Source organism: Microcoleus sp. D3_18_C4 (assembly GCF_036702355.1).
Lineage (GTDB): Bacteria > Cyanobacteriota > Cyanobacteriia > Cyanobacteriales > Microcoleaceae > Microcoleus.
Genome location: NZ_JAUBTF010000017.1, coordinates 71,604 through 90,584, shown reverse-complemented (window position 1 = coordinate 90,584; position 18,981 = coordinate 71,604). Strand labels below are relative to the sequence as shown.

11 protein-coding genes are annotated in these 18,981 nt (G+C 46.9%); 3 read left to right on the top strand and 8 right to left on the bottom strand.

Features of this window, described 5'->3' with window-relative positions:
- Positions 1 to 65: 65 nt before the first annotated feature.
- Both QUA90_RS11440 and rpoB read right to left on the bottom strand, forming a co-directional pair.
- Complete coding sequence (locus tag QUA90_RS11440; protein ID WP_333445536.1) at positions 66 to 1,157, bottom strand: HNH endonuclease; 1,092 nt, start codon at positions 1,155 to 1,157, stop codon at positions 66 to 68.
- Between the two features lie 141 nt (positions 1,158 to 1,298).
- The gene (gene rpoB, locus QUA90_RS11435) at positions 1,299 to 4,685 is read right to left on the bottom strand and encodes a DNA-directed RNA polymerase subunit beta (RefSeq protein ID WP_333082827.1); all 3,387 of its coding nucleotides are present in this window, start codon (positions 4,683 to 4,685) and stop codon (positions 1,299 to 1,301) included.
- A 102-nt stretch (positions 4,686 to 4,787) separates the two neighbouring features.
- Between rpoB and QUA90_RS11430 the strand changes: the two genes are divergently transcribed.
- Positions 4,788 to 4,931, top strand: coding sequence for a hypothetical protein (locus tag QUA90_RS11430; protein ID WP_333445534.1), 144 nt, complete (start codon positions 4,788 to 4,790; stop codon positions 4,929 to 4,931).
- Between the two features lie 342 nt (positions 4,932 to 5,273).
- Here QUA90_RS11430 and QUA90_RS11425 read toward each other — a convergent pair whose 3' ends face one another.
- Complete coding sequence (locus QUA90_RS11425) at positions 5,274 to 6,053, bottom strand: TatD family hydrolase (RefSeq protein WP_333445532.1); 780 nt, start codon at positions 6,051 to 6,053, stop codon at positions 5,274 to 5,276.
- A gap of 225 nt (positions 6,054 to 6,278) precedes the next feature.
- Complete coding sequence (gene rpsT / locus QUA90_RS11420; protein ID WP_006632886.1) at positions 6,279 to 6,578, bottom strand: 30S ribosomal protein S20; 300 nt, start codon at positions 6,576 to 6,578, stop codon at positions 6,279 to 6,281.
- 893 nt (positions 6,579 to 7,471) lie between these two features.
- Here rpsT and hisD point away from each other — a divergent pair.
- Positions 7,472 to 8,785, top strand: a complete 1,314-nt coding sequence (hisD, locus tag QUA90_RS11415; protein WP_333041543.1) for a histidinol dehydrogenase — start codon at positions 7,472 to 7,474, stop codon at positions 8,783 to 8,785.
- 323 nt (positions 8,786 to 9,108) lie between these two features.
- A complete protein-coding gene (locus QUA90_RS11410) occupies positions 9,109 to 9,537 on the top strand; it encodes a universal stress protein (protein ID WP_333445530.1) in 429 nt (142 codons plus the stop codon).
- Positions 9,538 to 9,578: 41 nt separating this feature from the next.
- Here the strand turns inward: QUA90_RS11410 and QUA90_RS11405 are convergent, their stop codons facing one another.
- From QUA90_RS11405 to QUA90_RS11390, 4 genes are all read right to left on the bottom strand, one after another.
- Positions 9,579 to 10,853, bottom strand: a complete 1,275-nt coding sequence (locus QUA90_RS11405; RefSeq protein ID WP_333445528.1) for a carbamoylphosphate synthase large subunit — start codon at positions 10,851 to 10,853, stop codon at positions 9,579 to 9,581.
- A gap of 203 nt (positions 10,854 to 11,056) precedes the next feature.
- Positions 11,057 to 11,950, bottom strand: a complete 894-nt coding sequence (locus QUA90_RS11400; RefSeq protein ID WP_333445526.1) for an isoaspartyl peptidase/L-asparaginase family protein — start codon at positions 11,948 to 11,950, stop codon at positions 11,057 to 11,059.
- Between the two features lie 570 nt (positions 11,951 to 12,520).
- Positions 12,521 to 12,784 carry a hypothetical protein gene (locus tag QUA90_RS11395; protein WP_333445524.1) on the bottom strand — a complete coding sequence of 88 codons (264 nt, stop codon included), beginning with the start codon at positions 12,782 to 12,784 and terminating at the stop codon, positions 12,521 to 12,523.
- On the bottom strand, positions 12,765 to 18,899 hold the full coding sequence (locus QUA90_RS11390; RefSeq protein ID WP_333445522.1) for an AAA family ATPase: 6,135 nt from the start codon (positions 18,897 to 18,899) through the stop codon (positions 12,765 to 12,767). The genes QUA90_RS11395 and QUA90_RS11390 overlap by 20 nt, the downstream gene beginning before the upstream one ends.
- Positions 18,900 to 18,981: the final 82 nt, after the last annotated feature.

Sequence of the window (18,981 nt, the reverse complement as noted above, 5' to 3'; positions counted from 1 at the left end):
TTTACAGTCGATTATTTGTGGTTGTTTATCTTTTTTGTTTGCTTTTTTTACGGCTTAAATCAATGTTATACTCCTCTATATGTGACGTGGTTTTTAATATCAGAGATGACACTTGACGATACTCCAAAGTCATCAGCGATTTTAGAGATTGATTCTCTACCTCTAATTCTTTTTCGTACCTCAAGAGCTTGCTCGAAAGTCAATTTGCGATCGAGATATCCACCCATGCGAGGAACTGGAACCTCTTCGCCTGATTCCTTCCAAGTGACGTGATACTTAATATCGTGTATGGTTTTGCGACCAACACTGTATTCGTGAGCTACATCCTTCACTCTCTCTCCTGCTACTAGTTTTTGCCGAATTTCTCGCACCTTTTCCCAATCTAATTTGGCATTTGAAAGGGGATGACTTTTGCCTTGAGTGCGTCCTTTCTTAGAAGCATCTAATAAATTTTGAGTGCGCGTTCCCCCCCAAAGGTGTTCTGGATTAATACAACTGGGAGTATCGCAGGTATGACAAGCATCTATTGAAGTCGGAACTGCACATCCTAATTTCTCTGCTAAAACAGCACGAGTAACTGATTGGGATTTCCCATTTTTAAAGTACCTGCCATAACCACCTTGACCATCCTTTGCACCTTGAAAAATTATGCAGCCGCTGTCTTGAATTTCTCCTACAAAACCGGGGGGAACTGTAGTGAAGTTATGGGGAATTTTTGCCTGAAGTATCTTAGTAATAGTGTCATACTGTACGCCATACTCTTTTATTAGGTGGCTTTTGGTGGTTCCAGCTAAATATTGACGCTGAATTTCCCGCAGTTGTTCGATCGATAGTTTACCAATACCGGGAATACTTTTGCGTCTGGGAGTTTTGCGATCGCGGCCCATCATATGCTGCGTATTCTCAGCCGCAGTTCCAGCTACGAGATGTGCTGGGTTGATGCAGCTTGGATTGTCGCAGAGGTGGCAAGCAAAATAACCGGAATCTATAAATCCTGGTATTTTTGATTCGAGCACTAATCGGTGGACTAATACCGTTTTGCCCTCAATCCACTTGCGCCCGTAACCATTTTTCAGCTTGCTCCCTTGCCAGTTAATACAGCCTGTCGCCCGGTCAAATTCTCCTTCTATTCCTGGGACAACTGTTACAATAGTCATGTCAGCGTCTCTCCTCTTAAGAGCGTTGATTCGCCTCAACAGTGTTCGTACCACTGCTGAGGCATTTTAATGTGAGATTGTCGATTAAAGATTAAAGAATTTAATGCTGTCAAAAAATCTTTAATCTTTAATCTTTAATGCCTAATCCTCGTCAAGTTCGTCACGAGAAAGCGATTCGTAAGTAGGCCGAGAGGGCGATCGCTTGCCCCCGGCATCTGCCATCAAATCCACCTCAACGTGCTCGCTGCCCTCGTCGGACGTATTTACCTTGTGCACAGCAATATCCAAGCACAAAGACTGCAACTCCCGCATCAGCACCTTGAAAGATTCCGGGGTACCGGGGCGCGGAATAGCTTTGCCTTTGACGATCGCATTCAGCGCTTCATTCCGTCCCTGCATATCGTCCGACTTGACAGTCAGCAACTCTTGCAAAGTATAAGCTGCACCGAACGCTTCCAGAGCCCAGACTTCCATTTCTCCGAACCGCTGACCCCCCTGCTGCGCTTTGCCGCCCAAAGGCTGCTGCGTTACCAGCGAGTAAGGGCCTGTGCTACGGGCGTGGATCTTATCGTCTACCAAGTGAACCAGCTTCAGCATATAGGCGATGCCGACTGTGATGGGGCGATCGAACGGTTCCCCAGTTCGGCCATCGTAGACAATCGTCTTGCCGGGGTGCTTTTCATTAAACACCCAAGGCTTGCCGGTTTTTTCCCTGGCTTCCTGCAGCTTGCCGTGTACGGTTTCCCGCGACTTTTCGGCGCCGTGCATTTCATCAAAAGGCACCATCTTGAACCGCATCGACAGATTTTCGCCCGCCCATCCCAGCAAGCACTCAAAAATCTGACCCACGTTCATCCGCGACGGCACGCCCAATGGGTTTAGCACTATGTCAACGGGAGTCCCGTCGGGCAAATAAGGCATATCCTCCATCGGCAGAATCCGGGACACAATACCCTTATTCCCGTGGCGGCCGGCCATTTTGTCGCCTACTTGAATCTTCCGCTTTTGAGCTACGTAGACGCGGACGACCATGTTGGCGCCAGGAGGCAGTTCGTCGCCCTGTTCGCGGGTAAACACCCGCACGTCCACCACGCGGCCTTTTTCGCCGTTAGGGACGCGGAGGGAATTGTCTCGCACATCGCGGGCTTTTTCGCCGAAGATTGCCCTCAGCAGTTTTTCTTCCGGCGGTTGGTCGGATTCGCCCTTGGGGGTGACTTTGCCGACTAGGATGTCGCTGGCTTCCACCCAAGCACCTTTGCGGATAATGCCCTGTTCGTCTAGCTGGCGCAGCGCGTCTTCGCCGACGTTAGGAATTTCGCGGGTGATTTCTTCGGGGCCGAGTTTGGTTTGGCGGGCTTCGATTTCGTATTTTTCAATGTGGATCGAAGTGTAGACATCTTCGTACACCAAACGCTCGCTAATTAGCATCGCGTCTTCGTAGTTGTAGCCTTCCCAAGGCATATAAGCTACGAGGATATTGTGACCCAGAGCGAGTTCTGCCCCTTCGGTGGAGGAACCATCAGCAAGAACTTGACCTGCTACGACTCGATCGCCCTCATAAATCAGCGGACGCTGGTTTAAACAAGTATCTTGGTTAGAACGCTGATATTTTTGCAGTTCGTGTTCGATGCAGCCAGCATATTTTTGCTTCCAAACCGAGGGCTGTTTGACTTTGAGATCGTCGTATTCCTTAATCAGGAAATGTTCTTCGCTGGAATTCGATTCGGCATCTACAGCCAGGGGTTTGACAATAATCCGGGTAGCGTCGATGTAAATCACCTCGCCGTCGATCCGGGAAACCACAACCATCCCGGAATCTCGCGCCGCCTGAGCTTCTAAGCCCGTACCGACGAGGGGCCGTTCTGGTTTCAGTAGCGGCACAGCTTGCCGCTGCATATTCGATCCCATCAGAGCTCGGTTGGCGTCGTCGTGTTCCAAGAACGGAATCAGCGATGTCGCTACGGAGACGATTTGCACGGGCGAAATCGCCATGTAGTCCACCTGCATCGGAGTGGTGGTAGTAAACTCTTGACGGTAGCGGACGGCTACGGTTTCGCCCAAGAGGTTGTTGTTTTCGTCGAGACTGATGTCTCCGGGGGCGACGCGCAAATCATCTTCTTCGTCGGCTGTCATGTAAACAGGGGCTTTGTCGCGCAGCACCCGTCCTTTTTCTACTGGATAAAAAGGAGTTTCAATGAAGCCGTAGGGGTTGACGCGGGCGTGGGTTGCCAAGGAACCGATCAGACCGGCGTTGGGGCCTTCTGGTGTTTCGATCGGGCAAATCCGGCCGTAGTGGGACGGGTGAATGTCCCGTACTGCAAACCCGGCGCGTTCCCGAGTCAGGCCTCCTGGGCCCAAGGCGGAAAGCCGACGTTTGTGCGTCAGTTCTGCCAGAGGGTTGGTTTGATCCATGAACTGCGATAGCTGGGAGGAACCGAAGAATTCCTTGATTGCTGCTACCAGCGGTTTGGGGTTGACCAGAGAGGCGGGGCTGAGGGAGTCGGCATCCGAGACGGTCATTCTTTCGCGGATGATCCGTTCTAAGCGGTTGAGTCCGACGCGCACTTGGTTTTGCAGCAGTTCTCCGACACTGCGGACGCGACGGTTGCCTAAGTGGTCGATGTCGTCGGTGGAGCCGATGTCGAATTCGAGGTTAATTAAGTAGTCGATCGCTGTCAAGATATCTTGCGATGTCAGCACCCGCATGGTATCGGGGACTGTCAAGCGCAATTTTTTGTTGAGTTTGTAGCGGCCCACTCGGCCCAAATCGTAGCGTTTGGGGTCGAAGAAGCGGGAGTGGAGGAGCTGTTCGCCCCCGGCTACGGTGGGGGGTTCGCCGGGACGGAGTTTGCGGTAGAGCTCCATCAAAGCTTCTTCTTCGCCGAATTGTCCTTCTTTCTCGATCGTTTTTTGGAAGTATTCCGGGTGCCGCAGGGAGTCGTAGATTTCGCCGTCTGTGAGTCCCAAAGCTTTGAGCAGCACCTGAGCCGATAGTTTGCGGGTTTTGTCGATTCTGACCCAGACTAAATCGTTTTTGTCTGTTTCAAATTTCAGCCAAGCGCCGCGGTTGGGGATCAGGCTGGCGTTATAGGAACGGCGACCGTTTTTGTCGGTTTCTGATTTGTAGTAGACGCCGGGGGAACGCACGATTTGGTTGACAATTACCCGTTCTGCGCCGTTGATGATGAATGTGCCGCGCTCGGTCATCAAGGGCAAGTCGCCGATGAAGACTTCTTGTTCTTTGATTTCCCCTGTTTCTTTGTTAATCAGGCGGGTGGGGACGTACATTTGCACCGAGTAGGTGCTGTCCCTGCGCTTGGCTTCGTCCACATCATATTTGGGGCGCTTGAGTTTGAAGTCTTTGCCCATGAAGTGGAGTTCCAGCTTTCCCGTGTAGTCTGTAATCGGGGAGAAGCTGTCGAGTTCTTCGATCAGTCCGGCTTCTAGGAACCAGCGAAAACTTGCCCGCTGGATTTCGATTAAATCGGGCAAGGTGAAGGCGAATTCTGTGTAATCTTTAGTGGTCATGGGGGTCCTTTTTCCGCAGTGGCTCTAGCTTTTTACATGGCGCCAAGGCTGGGCTTTTTTACCTTGTTGCGTTTTTTTGATTGATTGTGTGAGAGAATTTATATGATGTTTTCGATCGCCTGCCAACTGCTGCAACGGTTATTTTTGCTGGTGGCTCGCAGTATTTTTGTGCGGATTTTAGTTTCGATCGAGATGCTTTTAGCTCCGATCTCGTGGTATCCCAGGGTGAATTCCCTACACTTTTGACTCCTAAAATTGACTTGACAGCTATTGCCAAATTGCTGAGGTTCCAAGTTTCTTCTGATGTGTAAGTTTGAGGTATTGCGTGAAGTTTTGACCGATTCCGAAGGTTAGCGTACTCGCGTTGTGTTGGCCGGAACTGGGCGACATCGCAGTCGCGGATACTAAGCCAACGCCCGATCGGTTGGTTCTTTTTATTATAGGACGCAAATCCGATCGCAACAGGCAACGCCAAAAGAATCTCCAATAAAGGATGAATCCGGTTTTTCTGGCAGGATAGAAATGGGATTGTCCTGAGCGCTGGCTCCTAAATCGACCTGTTTTCCTCGTTTCTCTGTTCTGCTATAACTAAACTGAAAAGCCGAATAGCTGACAGGCATTTTCGGTTGTCTGCTGGGACAAAGTTAAGAGAGAAACTCCTCTCAATTTAGCAACTTGCTCGGCTACGTAGTAGACATAGGCTGGTTCGTTGCGTTTTCCCCGCTGGGGTACGGGGGCGAGAAAAGGGCAATCTGTCTCGACTAGGATGCGATCGCTATTTACCATACAAGCTGATTCTTGTATTTGCAAGGCTTTTTTAAAGGTGACTGTTCCGCTAAAACTAATGTAGAAACCTAGGTCTAAAAACCACTGGGTTTCTTCGGGTGTGCCTCCCCAGCAGTGCATAACTCCGCGCACTGGCCCGCGTGTTTGCCAAAAGTTTCTCAGCATTTGGGCCATTGGGGCGGCGGCGTCGCGACAGTGGATAATGACTGGTTTGTCAAGTTCCTGGGCGATTGCAAGCTGTGCCTCAAACACTTTAAACTGGTGTTCTCGATCGTCAGCTTTATAAAAGTCCAGTCCGGTTTCGCCGATCGCTACTACCCTAGAGTCCGAACTTGCTAATTCCCTAATCTGGCTCGCAGTCTCGTCTTTCCACTTGTCCGCATCTAGGGGGTGAAGTCCAACCGCAAACGAGACTTCTGAAAACTGATTGGCGATTGCTTGAATGCCGGCAAACTCTTCTGGCTCTACACAAGAATGAACCAGCCGAACTACACCAGCTTCGCGCCAGCGTTCTCGAATGGCTTCTAACTCAGATTTGTAGGTCTCAAAGTTGATATGAACGTGAGTGTCGATGAGCTGCATGGGGGAAGCAGATTAGAGGTGATACGGGAGAGTCCTGGTGGGATAGTGCGAGGGGGGAGTGAGAGAGTCTGGGAGTGGGAGTGGGAGAGAGTGTGTGGGAAAAATCTTCCGTTTTCTTTCTTCCTTCTTCCTGCTTCACGCTGGACTTCTTCACGCTTGACTTCTTCCCTCAACATCCATCCCTTCAATCTTGTACACTGCTTCGTTGCCGAACTTTCTGCTTCCTTAAGATGCTACCGATACTTCGTGCGGCTTGAGGGTTCTTGCCAAGCGGGACTTTTTGCGAGCGCCGTTGTTGCGGTGGAGTACACCTTTTTTGACAGCTTTGTCAATTTTGCTGTAGGCCTCGGACATTCGCTGCTGAACTTCTTGCATTAATTCCGGGCTCGGAGCTGCGGCGTACTTGTCTACGGCAGCGAAATATTTCTTCATCAAAGTTTTGACCGCTGACTTGTAAGATTTGTTGTACAAGCGGTTACGTTCGGCGATTTTGACTCGTTTGACGGCGGACTTAATATTTGCCATAGTTCAGTTGCTGGAAGTAGGTATTCATTGATACACCCTAGTCTCAAGACAGTCTCAAGACACGGGGATTTTGAAGGACAACCTTTTCGGGAGCAATCCGCAAAAAGCTTGATTTTTAAGGGCGGAGTGAGACAGCCACTCTCCATTTGCTCAGATTGAGCTGAGTCTGTGGCTACTTTTTGGCGACGCCCGCGCAATAATTTTTTATTGACTCATTTAACTGCCTGTTATTTACCCCTGACAATACCCAAAGGTATGACACGGATGTTAAGGAGGCGTTTTGCGGTGTTTCCACCGTCACGAGTTAAAGTCACGGTTTCTTGCGCGCAATTTTCAAGTATACAATAATTTGGCGTTTTTTTATAAAAAAATTATCAGGTGTGGGAAAAACTAATATAGCACCTATTTTGCTTAAAATCCAATTCTCTGAAAAATCCAAGTTAAGCTATAACAAAGAATACGGGTGATTTGGGCTTCGGCAAGAAGCACTTACCGAAGGTAGAAGGTAAAAAGCTGAAGGTAGAAGGTAGAAAGTAGAAGACAGCCGGATCTGAAGGTAGAAGGTAGAACGCAGAACCAAAATTCTCCCGCTCGAACACTCTCCCTCTCGGATATTATCGGGGTCGGACACTCTCCCCCTCTGCGTTCCCACCCTCTCCCTCCGCACCCGTTTCTCTGGCGGGCAATTCAAGAGAGAAGGTCGTGACTTGTCCTCAGTGTTGCAAAATCCTCGACAGAGATTTAAATGCTGCACTGAAGCCTTGGAAAATGCCGCAACTCTCGCGGTTTAAGCTTGTGGACTGGTGGTGGCCTACTTCTCTAGGAGAACCCCACAAAAATCCCCAATTGTCAAGCAAATGTTAGTGAAGTTATAGACGGCATTCCTAATCTCCATGCTGCGAATCATTACTCAGTGGGTTGAGGCACAAGCTGAACTGCGACGGATCTGCGATCGCACCCATGACGAACTTGTCGTTCACAAAGAAGCCACCGTGCGGGAGGTGCTGCAAGCTGTAAGGCGCAGAGGCGATCAGGCTGTGCTGCACTACACTGCTGAATTTGACCGCATGACCCTAAATGTGGAAGATTTACGGGTGAGTGGCGCCGAATTGGATGCTGCTTATCAGCAGGTGTCGAAAGAATTATTAAATGCCATCCGGCTGGCTTGCAAACAGGTAGAGGCGTTTCACCGACAGCGCGTACCCAAGTCTTGGGTGCAGTTTGGTGATGACGAGATTGTTTTGGGCAAACGCTACACGCCGGTTGATCGAGCGGGAATCTACATTCCTGGGGGTCAGGCGTCCTATCCAAGCTCGGTGATCATGAATGCGGTTCCTGCGAAGGTCGCCAAGGTGCCGAGACTGGTGATGTGTACTCCCCCCGGACAGGAAAAGAAAATGAATCCTGCGGTGCTGGTAGCGGCTCAGGAAGCGGGAGTTGATGAGATTTATCGGGTAGGCGGGGCGCAGGCGATCGCGGCTTTAGCTTACGGTACGGAAACTATTCCGAAGGTGGATTTAATTACTGGGCCGGGGAATATTTACGTCACCCTGGCTAAAAAGCTGGTTTACGGGACTGTGGGGATCGATTCTCTGGCTGGCCCGTCGGAAGTGCTGATTATTGCTGATGGTTCGGCGAATCCCGTGCACGTGGCTGCAGATATGTTGGCTCAAGCTGAGCACGATTCGATGGCGTCGGCAATTTTGCTGACGGCGGATTCGGTGCTGGCGAGGAAAGTGGTGGCTGAGGTAGACAGGCAGTTGGCAAATCACCCGCGCCGAACTTTAACAGAAAAGGCGATCGCCAACTATGGTTTAGTCGTAGTAGTTGACTCGCTCAAAGCGGCGGCGGAACTATCTAACGAGTTTGCGCCCGAACACTTGGAATTGCAAGTTGCAGATCCTTGGGCTTTGCTCGATCAAATTCGCCACGCTGGGGCGATTTTCTTGGGCTGCTCAACACCGGAAGCTGTAGGTGATTATTTGGCGGGCCCGAATCACACTTTGCCGACTTCTGGGGCTCCGCGCTATGCTTCGCCGCTGGGTGTCGAAACTTTTATGAAGCATTCGAGTTTGATTCAATATTCGCCGGCTGCACTTAAGAAGGTGAGTAGGGCGATTAATGTTTTGGCGGAAGCAGAGGGGCTTCCTTCTCACGCTGATTCGGTGCGGCTGCGGACTGAAAATGAGGGAAAGGGTGAGTTTTAGATGGTAGATTTAAGTAGATGATCGGCAAAATACATAGGTAGTCAAAAGCGAGTGAAATGCAATGAAAGGAAGCAATTCTCTGGTGAGTATGGTAGCTTTACTTTCTGTGACAAGCGGTCCAGTTTATTTGCACCTACCTAGTTACGCACTGCGGGCTTAAGAAAGCCGGTTTCTTCAAGTATCTTGCTTAAATGACGCAATTATGTTAAGAAGCCGGGTTTCTGGGTAGGTAAGAATGATGTTGGTGGGGAGCGGGAAATTGTCGAAAGTAGGCGACAATCAAGGAAAAATTTAAAGTCTAAATATCTGAGATTTAAAGGTGCATGGTATTGAATACTGTTTTGGTAGCGATCGACAATTCAGAGCTTGCAGAACGGGTTTTGCAAGTTGTAGGACAATTTCAACTAGAACCGACGGCAAAGGTGATTCTAGTTCATGTTGTGAGTTCTGGTACGTCGGATTTTGACGCGGTTGTCGATCGACCTCACGCTCAGGGAGATGAGATTGCTTATCGAGAGGTAGAGAAGTTGCTGCAATCTTATCAGGAAAAGTTGCCTTGCCAGAGCGAATTGGAGATTGTTTCGGGACAACCTGCAGAAGAAATTGTCCGTTTGGCTCATATCTATAAGGCCGATTTAATTGCGATCGGCTGTCGGGGTTTGACTGGTTTAAAGCGGATTTTGGAGGGCTCGGTGAGTGCTGAGGTTGTGGCTGAGGCTCCTTGTTCGGTGTTGGTGGTGCGGGCGAAGTAAGGGATAAAACCGCACAACCGCTGCAATGGGTAGAGTAGATATTAACCCAATTGCTGCAATCCCTTACTGTGCAAATTCTCCTCGATGTGCTGCATTTCCTTCATATCCTCACCCGCAATTATCCCGTAAATTTCCGTGTAGATTTTCCCGTATTTAACCTTCTCTAAAGCCGACAAGATTATCAAGTCCTTGCGATCGAGTTCTGGTTTCAGCGTGACAAGAATCGATTCCAAAGTCCCATCCATTCGCCAGTTACTGGAATATTGAGCCACCTCCTTTCCCAGCCCCAGTAAGGTATTGCGCTGTAAGCAAAGCGGAGTCGAGCCATTAACTCGGAAATTGGCATCAATGGCATACAACTGTCCCTCAGAGTCTTCCAGCACGTCGAAGCCAATAACGCCGAAATAACCCTGTTGGTGAGCATATTTACCAATAGCGGCAATCATCTCAAAAAACCTACTCATGTCGGTTTCGCGGTAGTGAATTAGTCCCCCTAAATAGCTGCCCTCTGGGGTGACAAGTTGGCTGGTAGTGCCGATAAGGGTGATATTTCCCGTTTTGCTTACATAGAACTGCACGCAATAGTTCTGCACTTCATTCTTGACGAATTCCGAGACAATAATCGTATCCAGCAACTTAATATCGAGATATTTCCTCACTTCCTGCAAGCAGTAGTTCAGATCGCTGGCGCTTTTGATAATATAAGTGCCTTCTCCAGAAAGTCCGTGGGATGTTTTAATCAAATAGGGGAATTGCTCTGGTAACTGAATGCTTTCGAGATTGACTTCGTGCAGATTGTAGGTTTGGTATTTCGGACATTGCACCCCTAATTCTGCTAGCGTTGCTTTGCTGAGTAAGTGGTAGTGGATGTCGGGATGGACGGCGTGTTTTTCGGGTTTGAGATTGTCGAAGGGAAATAGAGTCAGGAGTTTGTCAAAGCGAGCGCTTACGCTGAGATCATCGAGGTAAGTTGAGCAGTCTATCATCTCCATACTGCTGTAGCTGAAGCCAAAATGCTCCCGCCAATAGTCAATCAGCGAGTTCGGCGGCTCATTAATCACAATCCCTGGGATGGCATCGCCTAACACAGCCAGATTTTTCCAAGGTTCCTTCTGACCAATCTTGTCGAAAGAAGTTTTGGTGGCTTCACTGCTGCCGTCTTGAATAAAGTATTTTTTCCTGTTGGGGTAAGCAGCCCAACTGGCAGTTGCAGGGTAATTTAGGATGAACGCATAACGTGAATCTGTGATGTCTGGAGCAAACAAATCGGAAAGAGAATTACCCTGAAAGTAAGGAAAATCGTATGTGGAGTTCATAAGAAACCTTCAAGTCGAGTTTGAATTGAACTGTTTTCTCGGCCACTAAGTAGCTCGACATAATTAAACGTAGGGTGGGCAATGCCCGCCCTACAAATTGAAAAAATGTTTATTGATGTCCTGCTACTTAATACCTAAGAAACAAGATATTAGTTGCGGAATTTTAACCCTCTCCAACTAGAGAGAATGCAGCCTCAATAATTTCAATGATGGACGAGTTGTTTTTTCTTAGTGAACACAGCCACCTTGTCCATTTCTTCGGTTCTATAAGCACAAGCCATGTCGGTTGAGTTATGCGCCCAGCCAACCCGCCCTTGAGGGTCTATGAGGATACACCCAGCTTCTCCGGCCACCTTAGATGCCAGAGTCTCAATAGCCATCTGCGCTGCATCGTCTGGGTGCTTGCCGGACGCTAGAATGTCGATCGCCGTCTTAGCCAGAACTACTGGTATAATCGACTCGCCATCGCCTGTGGTCGAGCAACCGCCCTGTTGACTGTCAGCAAACAAACCTGAGCCGATAATGGCGCTGTCGCCGACCCGACCGGCGGGCTTATTCATAGTGCCGCCTGTTGAGGTACCGGCAACTAAGGTGCCGCTGCTGTCCAAAGCTACACAACCAACGGTATTGGGGCGGTCAATAACTTCTTTTTCCTCCTCCCACTCTTCCTGTTGCTCATCCGCGATTAAGTCTTCTTTTGTACACATCTCGGCTCCACTTTCTACCGCAAAATGTTCTGCGTGATCCGCTACTAAGAACATGGGTTTTTTATCCATAATCTTTCGCGCCACTGAGATGGGATGGCGCACGCCTTGAACATTTGCCAGGGCTCCCCAAGCTAATGAACGGCCTTCCATCATCGCTGCGTCTAGCTCTACCTCTCCCTGCTTGTTGAGAACCGATCCAAAGCCTGCGTTAAATGTCTGGTCAGCTTCCAGAACCCGGATAGCTGCCTCAACAGCTTCTGCTGCTGTACCTCCCCTTGTGAGCACTGCCCAACCAGCTTCTGCTGCTGCGGTACAGCCTGCATTGTTGGCTGCTACCTTGTCTTCGGTGATGGTTTTTGCTCCACCGTGAACAATAATACTCAGTACCATAAATTTCCTTGTTTTTATCTTAAGCTCTACTTAAAAATCCCTTATATTAATCAATTCTTAAGTAGTTTTTTCTGCCTCATAGTTTTATAGATTAGCGGTGTTTAATTTTGGGTTCTTCTATCTTCAGAGATAATTATTTTTGTCGAGTTTTGTGTTCCTTCAGACCTAGCTATTTACGAATTATTAATAGAGATTTGACCAAATTTATGTCAATAGTGTGAGGCAATTTGACTTCGAGTTAGTTAGGAAAATTGAAAGATTTAGGGAGTAAAGAGGGGTAAAACTTAAGGCGATGCACTACACATTAACAGGGAAAATGGGTAAACCTGAAGAATGAGACTTTGAGAGAAAATAAGTGCGATCGCGCTTCACATCACTCTGGATCTTTCTGTTTACCCGCAAAAGACTCCCGCAGTCGCAGTAAACTAGGCGTTTGCCCCAAAGTCAGCGCCAGCAGCGACACTCCCTCCAACGGAGACTGCACCCAACCGTCGCGCCAATACCACTCGTGAAAAATGAAAATGATCTCCCCCTCCAACAATGTAGCGATCGAGCTTTGGACTTTTATGATTAATCTAAATTGTGTGACCGGTCTTTGCTTTTTGTGCGATTTCTTAAAGTAGACTGACAGCGTTCCCAATAAATTTTAGCCACGCGATCGCCCTGATTCTGACGCCAACACTCGGCAAACAGCCGCGCCGCTTCAAATAACTTCCCTTCCGAGTAAATCGCCAAAGCTTTTGCAAACAATTGCAGCATAGCTAACTTGCCTGCTTTGATTTCTGGCGTGTCAGCATCAAAAACGCGATCGAGGTCACATAACAGCCATTCCATCAATCATAGCTGACGCAATAATTGTATAAGCCTGTACCCAAGCTTTTTCAGTTTCAGGTGTCCACTCTAAACCCATCTGTGCCTTCAGGGCTTGAATGAGTGCATTAGCGACAACAGGAAAATGTTCTACTACCACGCCATATTTGGCATGAGTTGCACCTAATCCTTTAGCAAAAACATTAATTAACTTAGGTTTCCGTAAATTTTCAATAATTATTTCTAAGCTTTGCCAAAGCTTTTCTTTTTGCTGTGCCATTCTTGTATTCATAAAAAGAGCTTTAATCTGAGAAGAACTATCAAAAAGTATTTCATAAAAGTGACTTACAAATTCATCTGATTGAGGTTTAACTAATGCTAAAGTTCTCTCTAATAGCTCGATATTTAAAGTGATAGTTTTTTGTTCACACCAGTCCCAATAAATTTGAGCAACCTGATCCGAAGGGCAAAGGTTTAAACATTGAGCAAATAATTCTGTGGCTTCGATAAACTTCTGTTGTCGATATAAGCTCAAACCTTGATCGAATAAATCTTTTGTGGCTAATTCACCTCGCTTTGTTTCCGGCAAGTCTGCCTCAAAAACTTCATAAATTGTGGATAACTGTACTTTTCCCTTAACAGTAATTTGAGCAATCATCCGCATAGCATAATTGCTAGGATTAGCTAATTTATTAAAAGTCTGCTGTGTAATCAGTAAAGCAACACCATAATTTTTTGTTAATCCTTCCACACGAGAAGCTAAATTCACTGCATCACTAATTACCGTTGTATCCATGCGATTTTGCCCGCCCACCGTGCCTAACATTAAATTCCCAGTATTAATGCCAATGCCAATCTTAATGGGGGCATAACCAGAATTAACCCGCTCTTGATTGTATACTTGAAGTTGATGCAGCATGGCAATACTGGCGTTTACTGCATTATCAGCATTACCGCTAAATAGCGCCATAATCGCATCACCAATATATTTATCAATAAAGCCATCATTTTCAATAATCGCCGATTCCATCCGAGATAAATAAGCATTAATAAACTGAAAATTTTCCTCGGGCGTCATACTTTCCGAAAGCGTGGTAAAGTCGCGAATATCTGAAAAGAGCACCGACATTTCTAACTGCACTTGGTCGCCCAATTCCACATCAAGGATGCTTGATTTTTCTAAAAAATGGAGGAATTGATTGGGGACGAAGCGCTCGTAAGCTTTGTTGAGTTGAAAAAGTTCATTGGTGAACCTGATCTGCTCTGTTTCGGCTTTTTTGCGCTCCGTTATATCTTGAAATGCTGCTAGTCCGTAGGCAATATTGCTCTGATTATCATAGATAGGCGTTCCCCAAACTTCGATGGGTACAACCTTGTCAGTCTGGTAGATTTCTATATCATTAACAGTAGAAATTTCACCATTTAATGCCCGTACTCCAGGCATTTTTTCAACAGGATAGGGTTCGGAAGTGTCAGCGGTATAGACTTGATAAACCTCTGCCAATTGTTCGCGCGTGGAATCAGGCGCAACTCCTTTTCCCAGAAGCTGCTGCGCCCTCTGATTAACGTAGTAAGGTGTACCACTGGGTTTGAGTACAAGTATCCCTACTGGCATCGCTTCTAGGAATTGAGTCAACCTCGTTTCATTTTCGCGGACTTCTGTATAAAGCTTAGAATTTTGAATCGAGATAGCTGCCTGTCCAGATAACACTTTTAATAATTCCACTCTTTCTGGCGTAAAAGCTCCCGCTGTCAGGTTGTTTTCTAGATAAACAATACTAATAATTTGAGATTGATTAATCAGCGGCACGCATAAAATTGATTTGGGCTGATTTTTTCGGATGTAGGGGTCGTTAGTAAATTGTCCCTCTCGGACAGCATCATCTAGTACCACGCTTTCTTGAGTGCGGGCCACATAATTGACAATTGCGGAGGAAAGCTTTTGACAAGTTTCAACGGGGATTGACTGCAACACGGTGACTTGTTCAGAATTTATTGTCCCTTCAGCTTCAATTAACAGCGTTCCCTGGCTGGATAAAATCAGATAACCCTTTTGCGCCCCTGCATTTTCCATCAAAATTTTCATCAAGCTAGACAGTAGTTTATCTAGCATTATTTCCCCTGAAATCGCCTGAGAAGCTTTCATCACCGTGGTGATATCTAAGTTGTTACCCGAACCAATGGCCGTCACTGAGGCTGTAGTTTTAGTGTTTTTTCTTCCCGATTGAATTGCCCCCAATAACTGGCGATATCGCGTTTCTAAATCTGTTACCTTCGCAGTAGCTCCCCATTGGACATAACAATAATATGCCTCAATCATGTGGATTTGGGCAAATTTTTCTTTGCCCCATTCTAGGTAAAATTTGGCGGCTAGTTCATTAGCTAGGGCTTCTTCGTTGAGGAATTGATTTTCTTTGGCTCCAGAAATGGCGCGATCGTACATTTCAATTGCCTCAGCTTTATTGCCCAAAACGCGATGTTTTTCTGCCTCAACCAAATACCATTTATGCAGATGATTCATGGGAGCATTTTGCGCCCACTGTTTCAGCGTAGTTTGATGAATTTCCACCTCAGCAATAATTTGAGCTTGCTCAATTGCTGGGCGGGTGGGAAAAAGTGCCAGGTGCGTCAGGGCTGCATAGAAATGGAAAATGGGAAGATGTAACAGTCCCGATGCTCCTATTAAATACTCCTTGGCTTGGGCGATGTAATCTAGGGCAGCGGTGTAATTCCCGAACAAGTAAGCAAGCAGTAGTTTGCAGATATAGGCAGTGGCGAGCCCAGAGAGTTCATTATTCTGCAGGTACTTGGGAATCATCACCGTTTCATCGTAGGCAGAGCCTATTAATAAATCCGGCCGGATACGGGTTTCCCTCAAGTTCTGCACTGTCTGCTGAGTCATATCCAAATAAACCCGACCTGAATATTGCTTCACCTGATCCAAGGCAGCACAGTAACCTGCTAGTTCGGGTTCCCAAGAGTCTAGTTCTACCCCACCAAAAAAGTGGGTATTAAAGTAAATACTGATGTTGTAGCCAGCGTATAGAAAATCGCCAGTTTCCATGCCCGCAGTATAGCCATCTTTCAGCGTTGGTATCACTGCCAAGAGAGCTTCTTGGCGATGCTGTATAAAACCTCCAAAAAAAATCAGAATTATAGACTTGAATTCCCGTGCATTGAACCGATCGAGCAATGAGAGTGCCAATTTACCAAAGCTATAGCCCGTTGTTGCCTCTCCCAAAAAGGCACTTAATACAAGCCCGTGAATCGCATAGCCCACTGTTGATGCGGGTGCATTCCCAAATTGGAGTGATAAACTTACCATCGTGGAGCTCAGTAGGGGTACTAAGTCTGGAATTCCCTGGAGAATGGGTGCAAATAACATTGCCAATATTGGCATAGCTGCCTGAGTCTGAGGATCACTCATCACAGGCAAATCGATTAGTTCCTCAATTTTTCTGCCGCTGAGTTGGCCCGCAAGGCTCTGTAGCGCTTTACCAATCAAGGCTTCGTCAGCTTCGGTAGGGAGTTCAACCCCCAATTGCCAGAGTGCATCTCTTGCTACTGCAATGGCTTCTAACGTCTTGCTCTGTGCTGTCTGTGCGACGATTTGAATTTCGTAAATTTTGATTTTGTCTAATATTGTCTGTGCATTCTCTAACACTTGTGCTGCCATCTCTTCCATGCCATCAAAGTCAGCATTCAAATAGGCGGCTTCGGCGGAGGCAACATAGAGGCTCAGGGTCAATTCATACTGACTTTGCCAACAGTTGACTGTTAGTAGATTAATGCCTGTTTGCAGATAGATATTAGCCGCAGCGTAGGCATTAGAATTTCTGGCTTTCTGTCCGACGTTGAAGTTAAGTTGAGCCAATGCTTCCCTTTCTATTGGTTGGCTGATTAACTCACTTCCTAAATTCAAATGCCCGACAATATCAAACAGTTTTTCCTCTGTTTGGATCTCGGAGGAATTTTGTAGGAGTAGCTCTCCTATTTTGAGATGAGTGGCTTGTTTTTGGTTTTCGGGAATTAATGAATAAGCTGCTTGCTGAACGCGATCGTGCAGAAACTTATAAGTTGGATTAGCAACAGACCCAGGAGGGAATTGAGCATCTGTTTGAAGGAAGCATTTATAGCCTTCATTAATGGGTAAAATGACTCCTTCTTGCAATGCTATCCAGAGTGATGATGCAGTTGGTTCTGGTAATTCTTCGCTGACTACTGCCAACGTCTCTAAATCAAACTGCGCCCCAATGCACGCGGCAAGTTTGAGAACCTCCTGAGTTTTGGCAGGCAACTTCTGCAATTGCACCGCCATAAACTCCACTACATCCGAGGCGTGGGCCAATGTAACTTGAGCAATATCGTATTGCCACCCCCCTTTACTTCCCCCCTTACTAAGGGGGGACACAGGGGGGTTAAAAATAATTTGACCATCTTCATACAACGCCTTGAGGAATTGAGTCGAGAAAAAGGGATTACCTTTGGTTTTTTGATAAACCAATTCTGTCAAAGGTTGAGAAGAGGATAAATCGCAAATCAGCGTATCTGCTACCAACTGATTGAGATCTGCTAAAATCAACGGTTGCAGGGTAATCGTATTCACCACTGCCCCAGACTTGACAATTTCATCCACCGTCAGCATAAACGGATGAGTAGGTGACACCTCATTATCCCGATAAGCACCCAATACTAACAGATGCCCCCTATCCTCCATTAAAAGTTGTAGCAATTTCAAAGATGCCGAATCCGCCCACTGCAAATCGTCCAAAAACATCACTAAGGGATGCTCGGCGGTGGTCAATACTTGCACAAATTTCTCCATAAGCAAATTAAAGCGATTTTGTGCTGCACTCCCAGACAGTTCTAGTGCAGGACTTTGAGCGCCAATGATGCGTTCTAATTCAGGAATTACCTCAATCAGCACTTGCCCACTGTCGCCCAATGCGGTCAGAAGCAGGGTTTTCCATGTTTGTAATTTATCGTCACTTTCTGATAATAATTGCCCCATCAATTCCCGAAATGCTTGCACAAATGCACTGAAAGGAATATTGCGCTGGAATTGGTCGTATTTGCCTTTGATAAAATAGCCACGCTGTCGGGCTATAGGCTTGTGGACTTCGTTCACTACTGCGGTTTTACCAATCCCAGATAAGCCAGCTACTAGCATCATTTCGGCGCTACCTGTACTGACTCGTTCAAATGCACCTAATAAATGAGAAATTTCAGTTTCTCTACCGTATAACTTTTCGGGAATCAGAAAATGGTCTGTAATATCTCGCCTTCCCAAGTCAAATTCTTCTATGCTATCGGTTTCTTGTAATTGAACCAGACACATTTCTAAATCATGCTTTATCCCCAAGGCAGTTTGATAGCGGTTTTCGGCATTCTTCGCCATCAGTTTACTGACAATTTGAGACACAATTAGGGGAATTTGTAGCTCAATTTCGTGCGTGGGTACTGGCTGTCTGGCAATATGGCAGTGAACTAGCTCTAAAGCGTCCTCTGTCTCAAAAGGCAGTTTTCCTGTGAGTAATTCATAAAAAGTAACGCCCAGCGAGTAAAAATCAGTTCGGTAATCGAGAGTACGATTCATCCTGCCAGTTTGTTCGGGCGAGATGTAAGCGAGGGTGCCTTCTAAAAAGTTGGGGTTTTTCAGTATCGGTGTTTCTCTGGTTAACTGAGTGGAAATGCCAAAATCAATAATTTTTAATTGTTCCGTTTGGGGGTTGTAAACAATATTTGAGGGGTTAATATCTTTGTGGATGATGTTGGCGCTGTGAATTTTGCCTAATGCTTCCGTGGTGGCAATAGCGAGGAGCAAAAATTCTTCAAGAGTAAACGAGCGCTGCTGCATCCAAATTGTCAAGGATGCGCCGCCAAAGTCCTCCACAAACATCACGAGGCTGTTTTGGTATTTTTGCAAATCATAAACCTGCACAACTCCCGGCTCTTTCAGCTCCTGGGTGATGCGGTATTCGGTGCGGTAGCGCACCAATTCTTGAGGTGTCGGGTAGCTTTCTTTGAGCAGTTTGAGGATAATCGGCTGGTTATCTGCTTCCCGAATGGCTCGGTAAACCAGAGAGTTGGCGCTTTCATAGAGAAGTGTCTGGACGGCAACGCCTGGAATAGAGAGCATATTGATTTTTATGGTAAAAATTAAAGCTAACTCAAAAAGCACCAGCTTTGTGTATAGAATAGCACCTTAAAAAGGAAAATTT